The following is a 17,378-nucleotide window of genomic DNA, read 5'->3' on the forward strand; positions in this document are numbered from 1 at the left end:
CCATGTTCCAACGGGTCATCGCGCGTCGTTGACGCAACAATATATCGTATCCAGCCGTGACCCGCATCGCTCGTTATCCGATCCGATTCCAACCGATTCACCGACCATGCGCGACCTCCCTCGTCTACCGCTTCGCCCGCTTTCGCCCCTTTCGCTGATGCTGCTCGCCGCCGCCGCGCACGCGCAGACCAATGCACCCGCCGTGTCGGGCACGCCTTCGGCTACCGCGCTCGCGCCGATCTTCGTGACCGCGAACCCGCTCGGCGATACCGAACTGATCTCGCCGACCGTCCAGCTTTCCGGCGACGCACTGACGCGCCGCCAGGCCGATTCGCTCGGCGAAACGCTCAACGGGCTGCCCGGCGTGTCGACCACCACCTACGGGCCGATGGTCGGCCGCCCGATCATCCGCGGGATGGACGGCGACCGGATCCGGCTGCTGCAGAACGGCGTCGCGTCCTACGACGCGTCGTCGCTGTCGTACGACCATGCGGTGCCGCAGGATCCGCTGTCGATCGAACGCGTCGAGATCGTGCGCGGCCCGGCCGCGCTGCTGTACGGCGGCAACGCAGTGGGCGGCGTCGTCAACACGATCGACAACCGGATTCCGCGCGAAGCGATCGAAGGCGTGACGGGTGCGCTCGACGCGCGCTACGGCGGCGCGAATTCCGTGCGCGCGGGCGCCGTGCAGGTCGAAGGCGGCAACGGCCGCTTCGCGTTCCACGTCGACGCGTTCGACCGCGAAACGAGCAAGCTGCGGATTCCCGGCTACGCACGCAGCAGCGCGCAACGCGCGCTCGACGGCCCCGACACGCCGCAGCCGGAAGGCAGCGTGCCGAACAGCGACGGCCGCGTGCACGGCGGCTCGGTCGGCGCGTCGTACACGTGGGCGGACGGCTTCGCGGGCCTGTCGTACAGCGGCTACGAATCGAACTACGGGTCCGTCGCGGAAAGCGACGTGCGGCTGCGGATGCGCCAGGAACGCCTCGCGCTCGCGTCCGAGGTGCGCAACCTGAGCGGGCCGTTCACGAAGCTGAAATTCGACTTCGCGTACACCGACTACCGCCACAAGGAAGTCGACAACGGCGAGACGGCGACCACCTTCCGCAACCGCGGCTACGAGGCGCGCATCGAGGCGCGGCATCGCAGGATCGGCCCGTTCGAAGGCGCGATCGGCGTGCAGTTCGGCCAGAACACGTTTTCCGCGCTCGGCGACGAGACGCTCGTGCCGTCCACCCGCACCAACAGCGTCGCGCTGTTCGGCCTCGAGGAATGGCAGGTCGTCCCGGCGCTGAAGCTGTCTCTCGGCGGCCGCTTCGAGCACGTGAAGGTCGACCCCGATCCGGCCGGCGTCGAGAAATTCGCGGGTGCGCAGCCGCGCGATTTCAACGCGGGCAGCCTGTCGGCCGGCGCGCTGTTCTCGCTGACGCCCGTGTGGTCGGTCGCGGCGAACGTCGCGTACACCGAACGCGCGCCGACCTTCTACGAGCTGTATTCGAACGGCCCGCACGATGCGACCGGCCAGTTCCTGATCGGCAACCCGAACGCGTCGAAGGAAAAGGCCGTGTCGACCGACCTGTCGCTGCGCTATGCGAACGGCCCGAACCGCGGCAGCGTCGGCGTGTTCTACAACCGCTTCTCGAACTACCTGACCGAGTACAACACCGGCCGCGTCGTGAACGACGACGGCGAGCCCGTCGCGCCCGGCGCCGACGGCTCGCTGAACGAGGCGATCTATCGCGGCGTGCGCGCCGAGTTCTACGGCATCGAGCTGGACGGCAAATGGCGCGCCTTCTCGCGGCGCGGCCATACGGTCGACCTGGAACTGACGGCCGACTACACGCACGCGCGCAACGTCGACACGGGCCAGCCGCTGCCGCGCATCGCGCCGCTGCGCGCGACGCTTGCGGCCGACTACGGCTACGGCCCGTTCGGCGCGCGCGCGCAGGTCACGCACGCGTGGTCGCAGCATCGCGTGCCCGACAACGACTTCTCGACGGACGGCTATACGTCGCTGGGCGTGATGCTGACCTACAAGTTCCGCGTCGGCGCGACGCACTGGCTCGCGTACCTGCGCGGCGACAACCTGACGAACCAGGAAATCCGCTATTCGACGTCGGTCGTGCGCGGCTTCGCGCCCGCAGGCGGTCGCAGCGTGATGGCCGGGTTGCGCACTACGTTCTGAGTCCCGTGCGGCCCGCCGCCCCTTGCGCACGCGGCGCTCGCCCGCGCAAGTTCCGGCCCCGCCCGTCGCGAGATGCGACGCACATCGTGCGCATCTCGCCGTTTTCCCATGCGCCGATGCAGACTTTTAAAACTGGCGAATGACGAGTATCCTAAAAAAAGCACTCCCCGTTCGGACGGCGAATCGCGTGCCCTGATTCCCGTCCGATCGCATTGCGGCCCCATCGCATCGCGCGCAGCGCGCCGATGGCGGCGTCCGCTTCGCGCCCCGGCCGCACGAACCTTCCCCCAACAATCGTCAGGAGAGCTGGTGAGCCGTCTCGTCGTCGTATCCAATCGCATCGCAGATCCCCGTAAAGCCGCGGCCGGCGGCCTCGCCGTCGCCGTGAAGGACAGCCTGCAGGAAACCGGCGGCGTCTGGTTCGGCTGGAGCGGCAGGCTGCGCGGCGCCGACGATCAGCCCTCGCAGGGCGAAGAGGTGCAGATCCAGAACGTCGGCGGGATCCAGCTCGCGACGATCGACCTCGACCCGCAGGACTACGACGCTTACTACCTCGGCTATTCGAACAACGTGCTGTGGCCGGTGTTCCACTACCGGCTCGATCTCGCGCAGTTCGACCGGCGCTTCGCCGACGGCTACCGGCGCGTGAACCAGCTGTTCGCGCGCAAGCTGCGCACGCTGCTGCGCCCCGACGACATCGTCTGGGTGCACGACTACCAGCTGATTCCGCTCGCCGCCGAACTGCGCGCGATGGGCTGCACGAATCCGATCGGCTTCTTCCTGCACATCCCGATGCCGCCGCCGCCGATCATGGCCGCGATCCCCGAACACGAATGGCTGATGCGCTCGCTGTTCGCGTACGACCTCGTCGGCTTCCAGACCGAATCGGATCTGCTCCACTTCGAGCATTACGTCGAAGCGGAAGCCGGCGCCGCGCGGCTGCCGGACGGTCGCCTGCGCGCGTTCGGCCGCACGCTGTCGGCCGGCGCGTTTCCGATCGGCATCAACGTCGACGAGTTCGAGTCGCTCGCCCGCGATCGCGACGGCATCGACATGTTCGACCGGATGCGCGATGAATATTCGCGCCGCCAGTTGCTGGTCGGCGTCGACCGGCTCGACTACACGAAGGGGCTGCCGCAGCGCGTGCATGCGTTCCGCCAGTTGCTCGAGCAGTATCCGGAGAACCGCAACCGCGCGACGCTGATCCAGATCGCCGCGCCGAGCCGCGAGGATCTCGGCGCGTACGACGACCTGCGGCGCGAGATGGACAGCCTGTGCGGCGCGATCAACGGCGACTACGGCGAACTCGAATGGATGCCGATGCGCTACATTCACCGCACCGTCGCGCGCAAGCGCTTGCCGGGCCTGTATCGCGCAAGCCGCGTCGCGCTCGTCACGCCGCTGCGCGACGGGATGAATCTCGTTGCGAAGGAGTTCCTCGCCGCGCAGGACGCGGCCGACCCGGGCGTGCTCGTGCTGTCGCGTTTCGCGGGTGCGGCCGAGCAATTGAAGCCGGCGCTGCTCGTCAATCCGTACGACACGCAAGGCACCGCGCAGGCGATCCAGCGCGCGCTGACGATGCCCCTCGAAGAACGCCGCCAGCGCCACTCCGCGTTGATGGCGATCGTGCGCAAGACCGACGTGCACTGGTGGCGCGCGCGTTTTCTCGAAGCGCTTGCCGAAGCGGCCGAAGTCGCGGCGGCCACCGAGCACTGACCGCACTCACATGTCCGTCGCCGCGTATTCGAGCGCCGCGCCATTCACGTCGCACACATCGACCGAGATCGGGATGCCCGCACGTATGCTCTCGGTCACCACGCAATACGCATCGAACTGATCGAGCACGCGCGTCGCCGCCGCGAGATCGGCCCACGTCTTGCCGATCGACAGCCGCACGGCCATCGCGCTCACGCGCACCCTGCCCGCTTCGTTCTGCGCCATGTCGACGTCGATCCGCGCGGTGACCGGCTCCGGATCGACATGCTGCCGGTTCAGCGCGAACAGCAGGCTCGCCGCGAGACAGCTCGCGACCGACGCGGCAAGCAGCCGGATCGGGTTCGGCCCGCGCCCGTCGCCGAGCGGCGGCGGTTCATCGATGAGCACCGGCGACAGCGTCGTGCCGGCAAATCTGACTTCGAAGCCGAATCGCGCCTGCTGCGCGACTTCGACCGATACGTGCGCCTCGCTCATGGCGACTCCGTAGCTGGAAAGAGGGAAAGGAATTCCGGCGCATCGCCGCATCGACACGCGCCGGCCGCAGGATTGCGGCGCGTTCAGCGTTCGGGTTCGCGCGGCGGCCCGTACGCGACGAAATCGCGCTCGACCGCCGACGCCTGCTCCGGCGCGAGCGCGTCGCCGCGCGGACCGACATCGCCGTCGGCTGCCGCCGCCGCGGACGACGGTTCGATGCGCCCGCCGATAAGCGCCTGCAGCGCGTCGCGTTCGAGCACTTCGCATTGCAGCAGCCGTCGCGCGATACGTTCGAGCGCATCGCGACGTTCGCCGAGCGTCGCCGCGACCCGCGCATGCGCGTCGGCCAGCAGCGCGTGCACCTCGTCGTCGATCATCCGGGCCGTGTGCTCGCTGCAGCGTCCGGCGCCCGCATGCCATGCGCCGGGCATGCCCTGGCGCGTATCGCCGTCGTCGAACGTCGCGAGCCCGATCTTCTCGCTCATCCCGTACTGCATGACCATGTGGCGCGCCATCGCGGTCGCGCGTTCGAGATCGTTCTGCGCGCCCGTCGACACGTCGCCGAACACGAGTTCTTCGGCGACGCGCCCGCCGAGCAGCGCGTCGATCCGGTCGAGCAGCTCGCTCCTGCGCAGCACGTAGCGATCCTCGGTCGGCACCTGCTGCGTATAGCCGAGCGCGGCGACGCCGCGCGGAATGATCGACACCTTCTTCACCGGATCGCAATGCGCACGGCTTTCCGCGACGAGCGCATGGCCGGCCTCGTGATACGCGATGGTCAGCTTCTCCTGCGCGTTCATCACACGGCTCTTGCGCTCGAGGCCCGTCAACGCGCGGTCGATCGCCTCGTCGAAGTCGGCCATGCCGATCGCCGGCTTGCCGAGCTCGGCCGCATGCAGCGCGGCCTCGTTGACGACGTTCGCGAGATCGGCGCCGACGAAGCCCGGCGTGCGCGACGCGAGTTCGCCGAGGTCGACCTCGGCTGCGAGCTTCACGCGCTTCACGTGCACGCCGAGGATCTGCCGGCGGCCGTTCACGTCGGGCCGGTCGATCGCGATGTGGCGATCGAAGCGGCCGGGCCGCAGCAGCGCGGGATCGAGAATCTCCGGCCGGTTCGTCGCGGCCATGATGATCACGCCGGAGCCGGCCTGGAAGCCGTCCATCTCGACGAGCAGCTGATTGAGCGTCTGCTCGCGTTCGTCGTTGCCCGACATCGGGCCGACGCCGCGCACCTTGCCGAGCGCATCGAGCTCGTCGACGAACACGATGCACGGCGCCTTCTGCTGCGCCTGCTCGAACAGGTCGCGCACACGTGCGGCGCCGACGCCGACGAACATCTCGACGAACGCCGAGCCGCTGATCGAGAAGAACGGCACGGCCGCCTCGCCGGCCACCGCGCGCGCGAGCAGCGTCTTGCCGGTGCCCGGCGCGCCGACGACGAGCACGCCCTTCGGGATCTTGCCGCCGAGCCGCTGGTAGCGGTCGGGGTTGCGCAGGAACGAGACGAGCTGCTGCAGCTCGGCCTTCGCCTCGTCGATGCCCGCGATGTCGTCGAACGTGATGCCGGTTTCCTGCTGCACGTACACGCGCGCGCGGCTCTTGCCCATCCCGGTGAAATCCTGCAGCCCGCCGCGCCTGCGCAGCATCATGTTCCACACGAACACGAACAGCACGAGCGGCAGCAGCCACGACGCAAGCGACGCGATCCAGCCCGTGTCGGGCGTGCCGTGATAGCGGATGCCGGCGGCGGTCAGCGTGTCGGTCAGATGCTCGTCGGTCACGCGGTTGGTCGTGAAGCGCCACGGCGCGCCGGCCTGCTGCACGGCCGCGGCTTCGGACGCCGGCAGCATCGTGCCGGCCTGCGGCATCTTCAGCGTGCCCGTGATCGACGCGGGGCCGACCTCGAGATCGTCGACGAGCCGCGCGGCGACGAGGCGGTGGAAATCGCTGTACGCGATCGACGCCGACGCCGGGTGCAGCATCAGCAACTGCGCGGCGAACAGCACGAAGAAGCCCGCCGCGATCAGCAATCCCGGGTAGTCGAATTTCCTGTCCATGGCATCGGACCAGCCGCACGCACGGTGCGGCGCGCACTCACTCCGACAACCGCACGCGACCGGCGCGCGGCATCGGCAGCCATGCGGAAGCGGCATTCATCCGCGTCATCGTCGTCTCGCTGTGTCGCCTCGGTTCGTCGCATCGATGACGCCGCGGCGGCGCCGTCGGCCGGCACCGTCGGGCGATCGTCGCCCGGGCGACACGCCGCGACGCGCCGCCCCTGAATTCAGTCTAGCTCGCGCGCGGGCGTCGCGCATCGCCCGCCGCGCAAGTCGAATCGTCCGACAAACACCTTTCGTCGGCGGCACCCGCCGCGTTATAGTCGCGTTCATGACATTTGTGTGACAGTTGCATCGCACCTGCTTTTGCGCGACGCCGGCCGTTGCTGTCCGTTTCGCATCGCGGCAGCCCGAGCGACGCGGCCGTGTATCGATCCACACCGCCAACCTGCCCATTCGAGGAGCCCACGACGTGACCGACACCCCCGATCGCCCCGACGACCTTCCCGCCGATCCCGACCGCCGCCGCGTACTCGGCGGCCTCGCCGCGCTCGGTGCCGGTGTCGCGCTCGGCGGCTGTGAAACCACGCCGGGCAGTGCGCCGCGCTCCGCCGCCGACCAGCGCATCGACGAAGCGTTGCGCCAGCGCGTGCGCCACATCGTCGTGATCTATGCGGAAAACCGCAGCTTCGCGAACCTGTACGGCGATTTCCCGGGCGTGCGCCATCCGCTGAGCGAGGTGCGGCCCGAGCACGCGCGGCAGCTCGACCGCGACGGCAAGACGCCGCTGCCCGTGCTGCCGAAGATCTGGGGCGGGCTCGTGCCGCAGGCGCAGGAAGTGGACGGCAAGCGCTACGCGATCGCCGAGCGCGACATCGACAAGCTGCCGAACGCGCCGTTCCGGATCGCCGACGCACAGGGCAAGCCGCTGCCGAACGGCGTGATCACGCGCGACCTGTGGCACCGCTTCTATCAGAACCAGATGCAGATCGCGGCCGGCCGCAACAACCAGTTCGCCGCGTGGGCCGATTCGGGCGGCCTCGTGATGGGCCATTACCGCAATTCGGCCGACACGCTGCGGCTGTGGAATCTCGCGCGGCAATACACGCTGTGCGACAACTTCTTCATGGCAGCCTTCGGCGGTTCGTGGCTGAACCACATGTTCCTGATTTCCGCGCAGGCGCCGCTGTATCCGGACGCGCACAAGCATCCGCATGCGGCGAAGCTGTTGTCGAAGGTCGAAGGCGACGATCCGGCCGGCACGCGCCTCGCGCTCGCCGCCGATTCGCCGGCATCCGCGCTCGACGGCCCGCCGAAGTTCGCGGGCGACGGCCCGCTGACACCCGACGGCTACGGCGTGAACACGATGGCGCCGCCGTACCAGCCGAGCTACGTGCCGCCGCCCGACCCGGGCAACGCCGCGTATGCGGATCCGGCCGACCATCGCGTACTGCCGCCGCAGGGCTACGCGACGATCGGCGATCGCCTGTCGGAGAAGAACATCGACTGGGCGTGGTACAGCGGCGCGTGGCAATACGCGCTCGAGCATCGCGACACGGGCACCGTGCCCGATTTCCAGTACCACCACCAGCCGTTCAACTACTTCCGCAACTACGCGCCGGGCACCGCCGCGCGCCAACGGCACCTTCGTGATGCAGGGCTCGGCGACGAGCCGTCGACGAACCGCTTCATCGCCGACATCGATGCGGGGCGCCTGCCGGCCGTCACGTTCTACAAGCCGCAGGGCAACCTGAACATGCACGCGGGTTACGCGGACATCGAATCGGGCGACCGCCACATCGCGACCGTGATCGACCATATCCGGCGCGGGCCGCAATGGGACAACACCGTGATCGTGATGACGCACGACGAGAACGGCGGCTGGTGGGATCACGTCGCGCCGCCGGTCGGCGACCGCTGGGGGCCGGGCTCGCGGATTCCGGCGCTCGTGATCTCGCCGTTCGCGAAGAAGGGCTTCGTCGATCACACGCTGTACGACACGAACTCGATCCTGCGCTTCATCAGCCGCGTGCACGGGCTCGCGCCGCTCGACGGCGTGGCCGCGCGCAACAACGCGTTCGCCGCGCGCGGCGAGACGCCGCCCGGCGATCTCACGAACGCGCTCGATCTCGGCTGACGGCGGGTTGGCCGCCTAACCGGTTCACCGGTTCACCGCTTGAAACGACGACGCCCCGGGCAATGCGATCGATTGCCCGGGGCGTCGTGCATTTGCGGCCACGCTACGCGGCGCGGCGCAATGCGTCGCGCACCGCGTGCGCGGCGTATGTCCGTCGTGGACAGGCCCGCCGCGTCGCATTTCGCCAGATGCGGATGGAGAAACGGCATCGATGCAAAAACGTCCCGCCGCCGGCGATGGAAGCCGGCGGCGGGACGTCAGGGTCAATGCATCGTTGCGGATCGTCAGCCGCCGAGGCGCTGCTCGATCTTCTTCATCGTGTCGGTCATTTCAGCCGGCAAGCGCAGCTTCAGCATGTCGAACAGCGCCGCGTGCAGCTTCAGCTCCTCGCGCCATTCGTCGGCGTTCATCGACGTCACCGCGGCGAACTGCTCGCGCGTGAAATCGAGCCCGTCCCAGTGCAGGTCTTCATAAGCGGGGGACACGCCGAACGCATGTTCGCCGCCGCCACCGGTGCCTTCGAGACGGTCGAGCATCCACTTCAGCACGCGCATGTTCTCGCCGAAGCCAGGCCATACGAACTTGCCGTTCGCGTCCTTGCGGAACCAGTTCACGCAGTAGATCTTCGGCAACGTCGCGCCCGCGCCTTCGAGCTGCTTGCCGAGCTTCAGCCAGTGCGCGAAATAATCGCTGACGTTATAGCCGCAGAACGGCAGCATCGCGAACGGGTCGCGGCGCACGATGCCCTGCTGGCCGACTGCCGCGGCGGTCGTCTCCGAGCCCATCGTCGCGGCCATGTACACGCCTTCGACCCAGTCGCGCGCCTCGGTCACGAGCGGTACCGTCGTCGAGCGGCGGCCGCCGAAGATGAACGCATCGATCGGCACGCCGGCCGGGTTCTCCCAGTCCGCGTCGATCGACGGGCACTGCGCGGCCGGCGCCGTGAAGCGCGAATTCGGATGCGCGGCCTTGCGGCCCGTTTCCTTGCCGATTTCCGGCGTCCAAGGGTTGCCCTGCCAGTCGGTCAGCTTCGCGGGCGGCGTGTCGGTCAGCCCTTCCCACCACACGTCGCCGTCTTCCGTCAGCGCGACGTTCGTGAAGATCACGTTTTCCTTCAGCGTCGAGATCGCGTTCGGGTTGGTCTTCACACCGGTGCCCGGCGCGACGCCGAAGAAGCCGGCTTCCGGGTTGATCGCATACAGGCGGCCGTCGCGGCCCGGTTTCAGCCACGCGATGTCGTCGCCGATCGTCGTGACCTTCCAGCCGTCGAAGCCCTGCGGCGGAATCAGCATCGCGAAGTTGGTCTTGCCGCACGCGGACGGGAACGCGGCCGCGACGTGATACTTCTTGCCGGCCGGCGACGTCACGCCGAGGATCAGCATGTGCTCGGCGAGCCAGCCCTGGTCGCGGCCCATCGTCGACGCGATGCGCAGCGCGAAGCACTTCTTGCCGAGCAGCGCGTTGCCGCCGTAGCCCGAACCGAAGCTCCAGATCTCGCGCGTCTCGGGGAAATGCACGATGTACTTGACCGGGTTGCACGGCCACCGCACGTCTTGCTCGCCTGCTTCGAGCGGATGGCCGACGCTGTGCACGCACGGCACGAACTCGCCGTCCTCGCCCAGCACGTCGTACACGTCGCGGCCCATGCGCGTCATGATCCGCATGTTCGCCACGACGTACGGGCTGTCGGACAGTTCGACGCCGACGTGCGCGATCGGCGAGCCGAGCGGGCCCATCGAAAACGGCACCACGTACAGCGTGCGGCCGCGCATCGAGCCGCGGAACAGCTCGTTGAGCGTCTCGCGCATTTCGGCGGGTGCTACCCAGTTGTTGGTCGGGCCGACGTCGTCGCGCGATTCCGCGCAGATGAATGTGCGATCTTCGACGCGTGCAACGTCGGACGGATCGGATTGCGCGAGATACGAGTTCGGGCGCTTCGCCGGGTTCAGGCGCGTAAGCGTGCCCTGGTCGACCATGGCCTGGCACAGCGCGTCGTATTCCTCCTGCGAACCGTCACACCACACGACGCGATCGGGCTCCGTGAGCGCCGCGATGCACGACACCCAGTCGATCAGCTTGCGATGCTTGACGAAAGCCGGCGGAGCGATCAGCGGGCCGTGCGTTGCTTCGGCCAGATTGTTTTGCGACATGGGGATGTCTCCAGATTATTGGACGGGAATGGGGGACGCGGGGTGAACCCGCCAGATGGGGAATGCGATCGGAATGCAGGACGCAGCAACGCGCAACGCGGGGCACGCGAGCTGTGCGCGTGTCGATGCCGCGATGCGGGCGAGAGGATGTGATGTCTCGTTAGAAGATGCGAACGCGAGTTTCGCCATGCCAGCAACCTGCCTTACAACTTCCATGCCGGCCAGCATACCATCGCCGTTATCGAGCGGGCGTTGCGTTGCAACAAGAAACAACTGTCACGACATGCAGGCACATGTGTTGCAGGAAAGTCATTTCAACTGCGTCGATGCGATCGCTGTCGGGGACGAAACGCGGGGAACGTCCGTCGGACAAGCGTTTGGCGAAAGCGGCAAGTTCGGCCCGCCGGCTGCGCGCATGAAAATTGCACATGCGCGCCCGGCGAATTCTCGTTTTCGCTACTCAGGCAAACCCTGAATTAGGTTGCGTACACAAACATCGTGCTCAACGCGTGATGTACGCCCCTGCTCAAAACGGCGCGCCCGGCAATCCGGGGTAATACGACGCTTCGTCGCTCGCGAGGAACAACGTCGCGCGTGCGATCTCGTCGGGCAGGACGACGCGCCGCAGCGGCACGTTCGCAAACAGTCAGTCATCCGTCATCCCTTTACGCGTGCTTGCCCGACGTCAACCGCTCGGCGAGATCGATGACATCATGCCAGCACCGCCTCTACGGGACGACGGGGTGAGAAAGGCAGCGTCGCCCCGTAGCCGAAGCGCAGGACAATATCCGGCCGCCGACCGGCCTGGCCGACAAGGGCTGCCAGTTCAGAGCGAAAGCGCGCGACTTCAACGGGTTGATTGACGAAGGCGACCTTGATCCCAAGGTTCGTCGCTGTGAGCGCGAAGCGCTGGCAAGCCTGGCCGACCTTGAACCAATGCGCCCTGTCTGCCCGATCGCCGACGAACACGGCGATGCCGGCTGACGAATCGATCTGGCGGGCGTATTTGTCGTTCTCGGTGCGGGCGGTGAAAAAACGTTCGAACGCGAAGCGGCCGAAAGCGCTCGGCAGCACGGGATTCCCGCTCGTAGCGGAGAACAGCCCATCGCCCGACATCATGGCGCTGCGCGGGTTGAAGCGGATCCACTGCTCCAGTTCGGCCAGGAAGGCCAAATCTTCCATTTGAACGCCGTTGGCGGCCACGACCAGATCCTTGACCTTGTTGACCCGCGTCCGGTCGGTGAGGACTATCAAGTGGACGCCGGGCATGGCCGCGGCCTGTTCGAGCAATGCAAGCTCGGCGACAGGAACAGGACGCCGGTCATATTCGGTGCGGGTCGATTGTCGCTTGGTAATCGCGGCATAAAGCGGACTCGTCCTCATTGATCCGCTCACGAATGCATAACGTGCCCAGTCGCCGTCCGGATTCATCTGGAGCTCGCCGGGCCGCCCTGTCGCTGCAGCCGCGATGGCGAGGTTTTCCGCCGCGCATCCCAGGCTCACGAACAAATGATGGTCTTCTGGATCGACAGCCGGTGTCCTTCGCGAGAAGTCCGGCAGAACGTCGATGGTCCCTTCGCCGACGCGAAAACGCCAAGGCTGCGTATTGTGACTGTTGGCGGCGAGCGTTGCATAGCGGAGGAGGCCGCGTATGTCCGCCGGCATCGTCAGACCGGTGCGCAGGCCGTTTGCATAGGCCTCGTAGTCGACCATTGAACCCACAGTCGACATCCACGCGACGGCGCCGCTCGCCATCATCAGGGCGCCGCCGCTGGCGCCGACGATGAAACCCCGCCGGTTCACGAGAACGTAGTTGCGGGCTGCCTTGATGCAGGCAGCCCGCTTCGTTGAATGCACTCGCGTAGCGCCAAAGTTACAAGGGGCAGCGCCGCGAGAACTCGCGAGTCCGCAAAATCATGGCGATGAAAAGAGTTCATCGTGAGTTGTGCTTCCAACTTGCAAGTTTTCCGAAGTCAATTCACGCTTGGGGACCAATTGCGAACCGTAGGCGAAGGCGATACAAGATATCGTTCACCTTCAACTGCAACGGGTACAAGGACATGTGCAGCTGGCCGGCCACTTCTACAGTCTGCGTGTCCAGACACACACGGATGCGCGGCAGCACGCCAAGTCCAGTCAACCACGCATGGATTCGGGTCCACATCCTGCCATACAGTGCCGGGCGCCAACCGCGGCAAAAGTATCGTGAGCGGGAGCCAGCATGCTCTGCCGGGTCTTCCTTTCGCATCGTGCGTATTCTTTCAATCGCAGTGTTTGAAGCCGCCAACTTTTTTCTTCACATGCATATCATGCTGCACGGCGGGCTGGCGCTCTTGACACGAGTCAAGCGAGTCGAAGGAGTTTCCGATTGCCGATGCACCCGGCTAGGTCGCTGGCGAAACGAACTCCGCGTCAGCGGACGGTGATGTCGACGGTCACGATTTCGTATCCTGGGTCGGCGTTCTCGTTCGCCGCTTTTTTCGCTTCCTCATACGACAGAAAGGACATGGCGTCTTCAATCACCGGTGCCATGCCGATGTCGCCATCCTCACCGGTGCAGAGGAACTGCTCACCGGTCTTCACGACATAGATGGTCGTCATGGTCGTCATGCCTCCCTCCATGGTTTGCATGGGGAACTTCCAGTCTAGCTTCCACGATTCCGTATGCAACCCCGGCAGTCGAATTGATCTGCCGTCGAGATTCGTCGTCCTCCGTGATCGCAGTTACGCCAAAGGTCATCCGGCATGCGCCAAAGGACCAGTTCAGCGATAAACGCTTGCCATCATGACAAAACGTCTATAATTGGACAATCCATCGACCAATCCGCCCGGAACGACATGAGCGACATGAACGACTACCCCGTTTTCGACACGCTTTGCGACCTGCTGACCACGTCCGGCGCCCGTTTCCGCGTGCTGGAGCACCCGGCGGAAGGTAAATCCGACGTAATCGCCGCAATCCGCGGCACGCGCCCCGAACAGGGCGCGAAGGCGATGCTGTGCACGTTCAAGGACGGCGGCGACACGACCGCGCTCGCCGTGATCCCCGGCCACCTGAAGATCGATTTCCGCAAGGTCGCCGATGCCGTCGGCCGCCGCAAGGCGACGCTCGCGTCGCCCGATGTCGCGGCCGCCGTTACCCGCTGCGTGATGGGCGCCGTGCCGCCATTCGTGTTCGATGGAAACGTGGCGCTCGTCGTCGATCCCGCGCTGGTCGAACGCAACGACGAGATCGCGTTCAACGCGGGCCGCCTCGACCGCTCGGTCGTGCTCGATGCGGCCGACTACGTGCGGATCGCGCGCCCGTTGCTGGCCGACATCACGCGGCCGGAAACGACAGCCGACCAGGAACACGCCGGTTGACCGTTTCCCGAAACCGTCGCATCGATCCGAAACCTGAACGCGAGCCCACCATGACCACCACCCGAAACAAAGCACAGTCGGAGCAGGCATCGCTGATCGAACAGGTGCAGCGCATCGCCGAAGGGCTCGGCGAGATGTTCGCGCCGTTCACCGAGGTCGTGGTCCACGACCTGCGCACGCCGAAGCACGCGATCCTCGCGATCCACAACAACCTGTCCGGACGCGCGGTCGGAGACCCCGCGACCGAGCTCGGCCTCGCCCGCATCGAGGACGACGATTTCCCGCAGGTGCTCGCGAACTACCCGAACCGCTTCGCCGACGGTCGCACCGCGAAAAGCACGTCGATCGGCATCAAGGATTCGACCGGGCGCTACGTGGCCGCGCTGTGCCTGAATGCCGACGTCACGCTGTTCCGCGGCTTCCAGGGCATGCTGAACCAGTTCTGCAGCACGGATGGCGACACCGTCGCCGAAACGCTCGACCCGGCCGGCGCGGACGCGATCCGGCAACGCATCGACGCGTTCGCGACGCGCCTCGCGACGACGCCGCGCGAACTGAAGACCGACCAGCGCCGCGAGTTGATGCAGACGCTGAAGGCCGACGGCTTTCTCGAAGTGCGCCGCGCGATGGAGATCGTATCGCAGCACCTCGGCGTATCGCGCGCGACCGTGTACAACGATGCGAAATGAAACAACCGCGCTGCTTTCATGTTGACTAAACTTTCCGACCCTCGAACGACCATGAACTCTCCGACTCTCCCCACGTACGACGACGTTGCCGCCGCCGCGGCCCGGCTCGAAGGCCATGCGCACCGCACGCCGGTGATGACGTCGCGGACGATCGACGAGGCGCTCGGCGCGCAGGTGTTCTTCAAGTGCGAGAACCTGCAGCGCATGGGCGCATTCAAGTTCCGCGGCGCATTCAACGCGCTGGCGCGCTTCGACGCCGAGCAGCGCCGCAATGGCGTCGTCGCATTCTCGTCCGGCAACCATGCGCAGGCGATCGCGCTGTCGGCGCGCATCCTCGGTATCCCGGCGACGATCGTGATGCCGCAGGATGCGCCGGCCGCGAAGATGGCCGCGACGCGCGGCTATGGCGGCAACGTCGTGACCTACGACCGCTACACCGAGGATCGCGAGCAAATCGGGCGCGATCTCGCGGAGAAGCACGGGCTCACGCTGATCCCGCCCTACGACCATCCGGACGTGATCGCCGGCCAGGGCACGGCGGGGAAGGAGCTGTTCGACGAAGTCGGGCCGCTCGACGCGGTATTCACGCCGCTCGGCGGCGGCGGGCTGCTGTCGGGCACCGCGCTGGCCACGCGTGCGCTGTCGCCGCACGCGACGTTGTACGGCGTCGAGCCGGAAGCCGGCAACGACGGCCAGCAATCGTTCCGGTCGGGCGCGATCGTGCATATCGACACGCCGCGCACGATCGCCGACGGCGCGCAAACGCAGCACCTCGGCAACCTGACGTTCCCGATCATCCGCCGCGACGTCGACGACATCCTCACCGCGACGGACGCCGAACTCGTCGACTGCATGCGTTTTTTCGCGACGCGTATGAAGATTGTCGTCGAGCCGACCGGCTGCCTGTCGTTCGCCGCCGTGCGACGGATGAAGGACCAGCTGCAAGGCAAGCGTGTCGGCGTGGTGATCAGCGGCGGCAACGTCGATCTCGAGAACTTCTGCGCGCTGGTATCGACATCGGCATGAACGTCGCGGCGCGCATGAACATCCTGTCATCTGCGCGCCGCCGCTCCTTCACGTCGCGTTAAGTTTCGCGCCCTAGACTGATTACGTTGTCCTGAAGTCAGTCGTGAAGGAGCCATCATGAACACGCACGCGATCGTCGCCGCCGCCCTGGCGGCCGTTTCCCTTTCGGCGTTCGCTCAACCGGGCGTTACGTCAGCCGGTTTTCCCGCCTCATCGCCGCACGACGCAGTCGCGCAGGCGCCCCATCGTTCGCCCGGCGCGTTGCCGGCCGCCGGCTTCGTGCTCGCGAAGATCGATCAGAACAATACGCCGCCCGACCGCGGCGGCGACCCGAGCGGCCGCACGCACACCGGCACCCGCATGTAACGACGCGTGCCGGCCGGCGCTGCCGCGCGCGGTCGTCATTGTCGGAACGACGGCAGCGACGGATTGCGCGCAGCGAGGATGTCGTCGGTGCGCCGAGCATATTCAGTTCTCCGTACAGTGATTCCGACTGTCGAAACTCGGCACGCGCAATGCGCGCCGGCCGAGCCGTTCGGCAATCGATACGAGCGTGTCGCCGCTCGGCGCCACCGACCGCTTCGACGACACCCGCCGCATCGAAACCGATCTTTCGCCAAGTCATTAACGGGTTTGATCAGAAAGAAAAAAGATCACCCAGAGTGATCTTTCCTTGAGAACGACAAACCAGACGTGGGCTGAGCTGCATCCGGCGCGAGGAAGACCATCAGGCCCTCCTCACCCTTACGACGTCGAGGTCGGTTTATTTCGATTGTCTTTCGGGCGGCCGTGATGCTCGAACTGCTCGCACATCTGCGGACGGCTGTCGACGACATCCGGTCGAAAGGCGATGCCCCGCTTCAGGACTAGACAAGGCCGCGCACGCCCGCGACCACCTGGATCGCGCCGAATGCCGCGACGACGGCGGCCGACACGCGCGACAGCCCGTGCATGAACGCGAACGACATCTTCGTGCGCAGCGCGGCGGTCGCGCCGCTCAGGCACAGCCACCAGGTTGCGGAACCGATGAACACGCCGGCGACCATCAGCGACACGGCAGGCCACATCGCGCCTTCCCGCGCGCCCGACAACGGGCCGAGTGCCGCGAAAATCCCGACGAACGACAGGATCGTCATCGGATTCGACAGCGTCAGGCCGAACGTCGTCAGGAAATCGCGCAGGACGGTCGTGCGCGGCAGGTCGCGTTGCAGCGCCGACACGGCCGGCGCCTGGCGCGCGATGGTCCACGCGAGCCACACGAGGAACGCGCCGCCGCCGATCTTCAGGCCGACGGTCAGCATCGGGAATGCGGTGACGATGCCCGCGATGCCCAGCGCGCCGAGCAGGCCGTAGATCGCGTCGGCGCACGCGGCACCGACACCCGTCGCGAACCCTGCCTGAAAGCCGCGGCTCAGGCTGCGCTGAATGCACAGCATGCCGATCGGGCCGACGGGTACCGCGATCGACAGCCCCATTACGACGGACTTGATGAACAGCATCGCCTGCTCCTCGCGACATGCAACGGGTTGAACAGGCATCGTAGGGAAAGTCCGGTCGCCGCTGAATGCGGTTTTTAAGGAA

At 66.7% G+C, this 17,378-nt stretch carries 14 protein-coding genes and 1 pseudogene; 8 read left to right on the top strand and 7 right to left on the bottom strand.

Going from position 1 to position 17,378, the window contains the following annotated elements; genetic code table 11:
- Positions 1 to 106 precede the first annotated feature (106 nt).
- Both ACNQQL_RS10735 and otsA read left to right on the top strand, forming a co-directional pair.
- Positions 107 to 2,185 carry a TonB-dependent receptor gene (locus tag ACNQQL_RS10735; protein ID WP_347064097.1) on the top strand — a complete coding sequence of 693 codons (2,079 nt, stop codon included), beginning with the start codon at positions 107 to 109 and terminating at the stop codon, positions 2,183 to 2,185.
- A 309-nt stretch (positions 2,186 to 2,494) separates the two neighbouring features.
- Positions 2,495 to 3,901, top strand: coding sequence for an alpha,alpha-trehalose-phosphate synthase (UDP-forming) (gene otsA / locus ACNQQL_RS10740; protein ID WP_347064098.1), 1,407 nt, complete (start codon positions 2,495 to 2,497; stop codon positions 3,899 to 3,901).
- A gap of 6 nt (positions 3,902 to 3,907) precedes the next feature.
- Here the strand turns inward: otsA and ACNQQL_RS10745 are convergent, their stop codons facing one another.
- Both ACNQQL_RS10745 and ftsH read right to left on the bottom strand, forming a co-directional pair.
- Positions 3,908 to 4,375 carry an OsmC family protein gene (locus ACNQQL_RS10745; protein ID WP_072438613.1) on the bottom strand — a complete coding sequence of 156 codons (468 nt, stop codon included), beginning with the start codon at positions 4,373 to 4,375 and terminating at the stop codon, positions 3,908 to 3,910.
- An 83-nt stretch (positions 4,376 to 4,458) separates the two neighbouring features.
- Positions 4,459 to 6,432 carry an ATP-dependent zinc metalloprotease FtsH gene (ftsH, locus tag ACNQQL_RS10750; protein WP_347064099.1) on the bottom strand — a complete coding sequence of 658 codons (1,974 nt, stop codon included), beginning with the start codon at positions 6,430 to 6,432 and terminating at the stop codon, positions 4,459 to 4,461.
- 472 nt (positions 6,433 to 6,904) lie between these two features.
- Here ftsH and ACNQQL_RS10755 point away from each other — a divergent pair, with 472 nt between their 5' ends.
- A complete protein-coding gene (locus tag ACNQQL_RS10755) occupies positions 6,905 to 8,569 on the top strand; it encodes an acid phosphatase (protein ID WP_347064100.1) in 1,665 nt (554 codons plus the stop codon).
- Between the two features lie 284 nt (positions 8,570 to 8,853).
- Here the strand turns inward: ACNQQL_RS10755 and ACNQQL_RS10760 are convergent, their stop codons facing one another.
- Positions 8,854 to 10,719: a phosphoenolpyruvate carboxykinase (GTP) gene (locus ACNQQL_RS10760; RefSeq protein ID WP_347064101.1), complete on the bottom strand. Its 1,866-nt coding sequence runs from the start codon at positions 10,717 to 10,719 to the stop codon at positions 8,854 to 8,856.
- 73 nt (positions 10,720 to 10,792) lie between these two features.
- Here ACNQQL_RS10760 and ACNQQL_RS10765 point away from each other — a divergent pair, with 73 nt between their 5' ends.
- Positions 10,793 to 11,194, top strand: a complete 402-nt coding sequence (locus ACNQQL_RS10765) for a hypothetical protein (RefSeq protein ID WP_347064102.1) — start codon at positions 10,793 to 10,795, stop codon at positions 11,192 to 11,194.
- 51 nt (positions 11,195 to 11,245) lie between these two features.
- Here the strand turns inward: ACNQQL_RS10765 and ACNQQL_RS10770 are convergent.
- The 3 genes and pseudogenes from ACNQQL_RS10770 to ACNQQL_RS10780 form a co-directional block, all read right to left on the bottom strand.
- Positions 11,246 to 11,362: pseudogene (locus tag ACNQQL_RS10770) on the bottom strand (3-alpha-hydroxysteroid dehydrogenase); the annotation flags it as partial.
- A 68-nt stretch (positions 11,363 to 11,430) separates the two neighbouring features.
- The gene (locus tag ACNQQL_RS10775; protein WP_347064103.1) at positions 11,431 to 12,576 is read right to left on the bottom strand and encodes an Acg family FMN-binding oxidoreductase; all 1,146 of its coding nucleotides are present in this window, start codon (positions 12,574 to 12,576) and stop codon (positions 11,431 to 11,433) included.
- 555 nt (positions 12,577 to 13,131) lie between these two features.
- On the bottom strand, positions 13,132 to 13,320 hold the full coding sequence (locus tag ACNQQL_RS10780; RefSeq protein WP_034180926.1) for a hypothetical protein: 189 nt from the start codon (positions 13,318 to 13,320) through the stop codon (positions 13,132 to 13,134).
- Positions 13,321 to 13,566: 246 nt separating this feature from the next.
- Between ACNQQL_RS10780 and ACNQQL_RS10785 the strand changes: the two genes are divergently transcribed.
- From ACNQQL_RS10785 to ACNQQL_RS10800, 4 genes are all read left to right on the top strand, one after another.
- Positions 13,567 to 14,082 carry a YbaK/prolyl-tRNA synthetase associated domain-containing protein gene (locus tag ACNQQL_RS10785; RefSeq protein ID WP_175963586.1) on the top strand — a complete coding sequence of 172 codons (516 nt, stop codon included), beginning with the start codon at positions 13,567 to 13,569 and terminating at the stop codon, positions 14,080 to 14,082.
- Between the two features lie 50 nt (positions 14,083 to 14,132).
- Positions 14,133 to 14,771 (top strand): helix-turn-helix transcriptional regulator, encoded by a 639-nt coding sequence (locus ACNQQL_RS10790; RefSeq protein WP_072438622.1) that lies wholly within the window; start codon positions 14,133 to 14,135, stop codon positions 14,769 to 14,771.
- Positions 14,772 to 14,822: 51 nt separating this feature from the next.
- Positions 14,823 to 15,797: a threo-3-hydroxy-L-aspartate ammonia-lyase gene (locus tag ACNQQL_RS10795; protein WP_347064104.1), complete on the top strand. Its 975-nt coding sequence runs from the start codon at positions 14,823 to 14,825 to the stop codon at positions 15,795 to 15,797.
- 117 nt (positions 15,798 to 15,914) lie between these two features.
- On the top strand, positions 15,915 to 16,163 hold the full coding sequence (locus tag ACNQQL_RS10800; RefSeq protein ID WP_347064105.1) for a hypothetical protein: 249 nt from the start codon (positions 15,915 to 15,917) through the stop codon (positions 16,161 to 16,163).
- Positions 16,164 to 16,663: 500 nt separating this feature from the next.
- Here ACNQQL_RS10800 and ACNQQL_RS10805 read toward each other — a convergent pair whose 3' ends face one another.
- A complete protein-coding gene (locus tag ACNQQL_RS10805; RefSeq protein ID WP_347064106.1) occupies positions 16,664 to 17,296 on the bottom strand; it encodes a LysE family translocator in 633 nt (210 codons plus the stop codon).
- Positions 17,297 to 17,378 lie beyond the last annotated feature (82 nt).

The organism is Burkholderia sp. LFS061 (genome assembly GCF_047978125.1).
GTDB classification, from domain to species: Bacteria; Pseudomonadota; Gammaproteobacteria; order Burkholderiales; family Burkholderiaceae; genus Burkholderia; species Burkholderia pyrrocinia_C.

Coding starts and splice junctions, on each gene's coding strand:
- ACNQQL_RS10735 (WP_347064097.1), top strand. CDS start 107: ATGCGCGACCTCCCTCGTCTACCGCTTCGCCCGCTTTCGCCCCTTTCG.
- ACNQQL_RS10745 (WP_072438613.1), bottom strand. CDS start 4,375: ATGAGCGAGGCGCACGTATCGGTCGAAGTCGCGCAGCAGGCGCGATTC.
- ftsH (WP_347064099.1), bottom strand. CDS start 6,432: ATGGACAGGAAATTCGACTACCCGGGATTGCTGATCGCGGCGGGCTTC.
- ACNQQL_RS10760 (WP_347064101.1), bottom strand. CDS start 10,719: ATGTCGCAAAACAATCTGGCCGAAGCAACGCACGGCCCGCTGATCGCT.
- ACNQQL_RS10765 (WP_347064102.1), top strand. CDS start 10,793: ATGCAGGACGCAGCAACGCGCAACGCGGGGCACGCGAGCTGTGCGCGT.
- ACNQQL_RS10780 (WP_034180926.1), bottom strand. CDS start 13,320: ATGACGACCATCTATGTCGTGAAGACCGGTGAGCAGTTCCTCTGCACC.
- ACNQQL_RS10785 (WP_175963586.1), top strand. CDS start 13,567: ATGAACGACTACCCCGTTTTCGACACGCTTTGCGACCTGCTGACCACG.
- ACNQQL_RS10790 (WP_072438622.1), top strand. CDS start 14,133: ATGACCACCACCCGAAACAAAGCACAGTCGGAGCAGGCATCGCTGATC.
- ACNQQL_RS10795 (WP_347064104.1), top strand. CDS start 14,823: ATGAACTCTCCGACTCTCCCCACGTACGACGACGTTGCCGCCGCCGCG.
- ACNQQL_RS10800 (WP_347064105.1), top strand. CDS start 15,915: ATGAACACGCACGCGATCGTCGCCGCCGCCCTGGCGGCCGTTTCCCTT.
- ACNQQL_RS10805 (WP_347064106.1), bottom strand. CDS start 17,296: ATGCTGTTCATCAAGTCCGTCGTAATGGGGCTGTCGATCGCGGTACCC.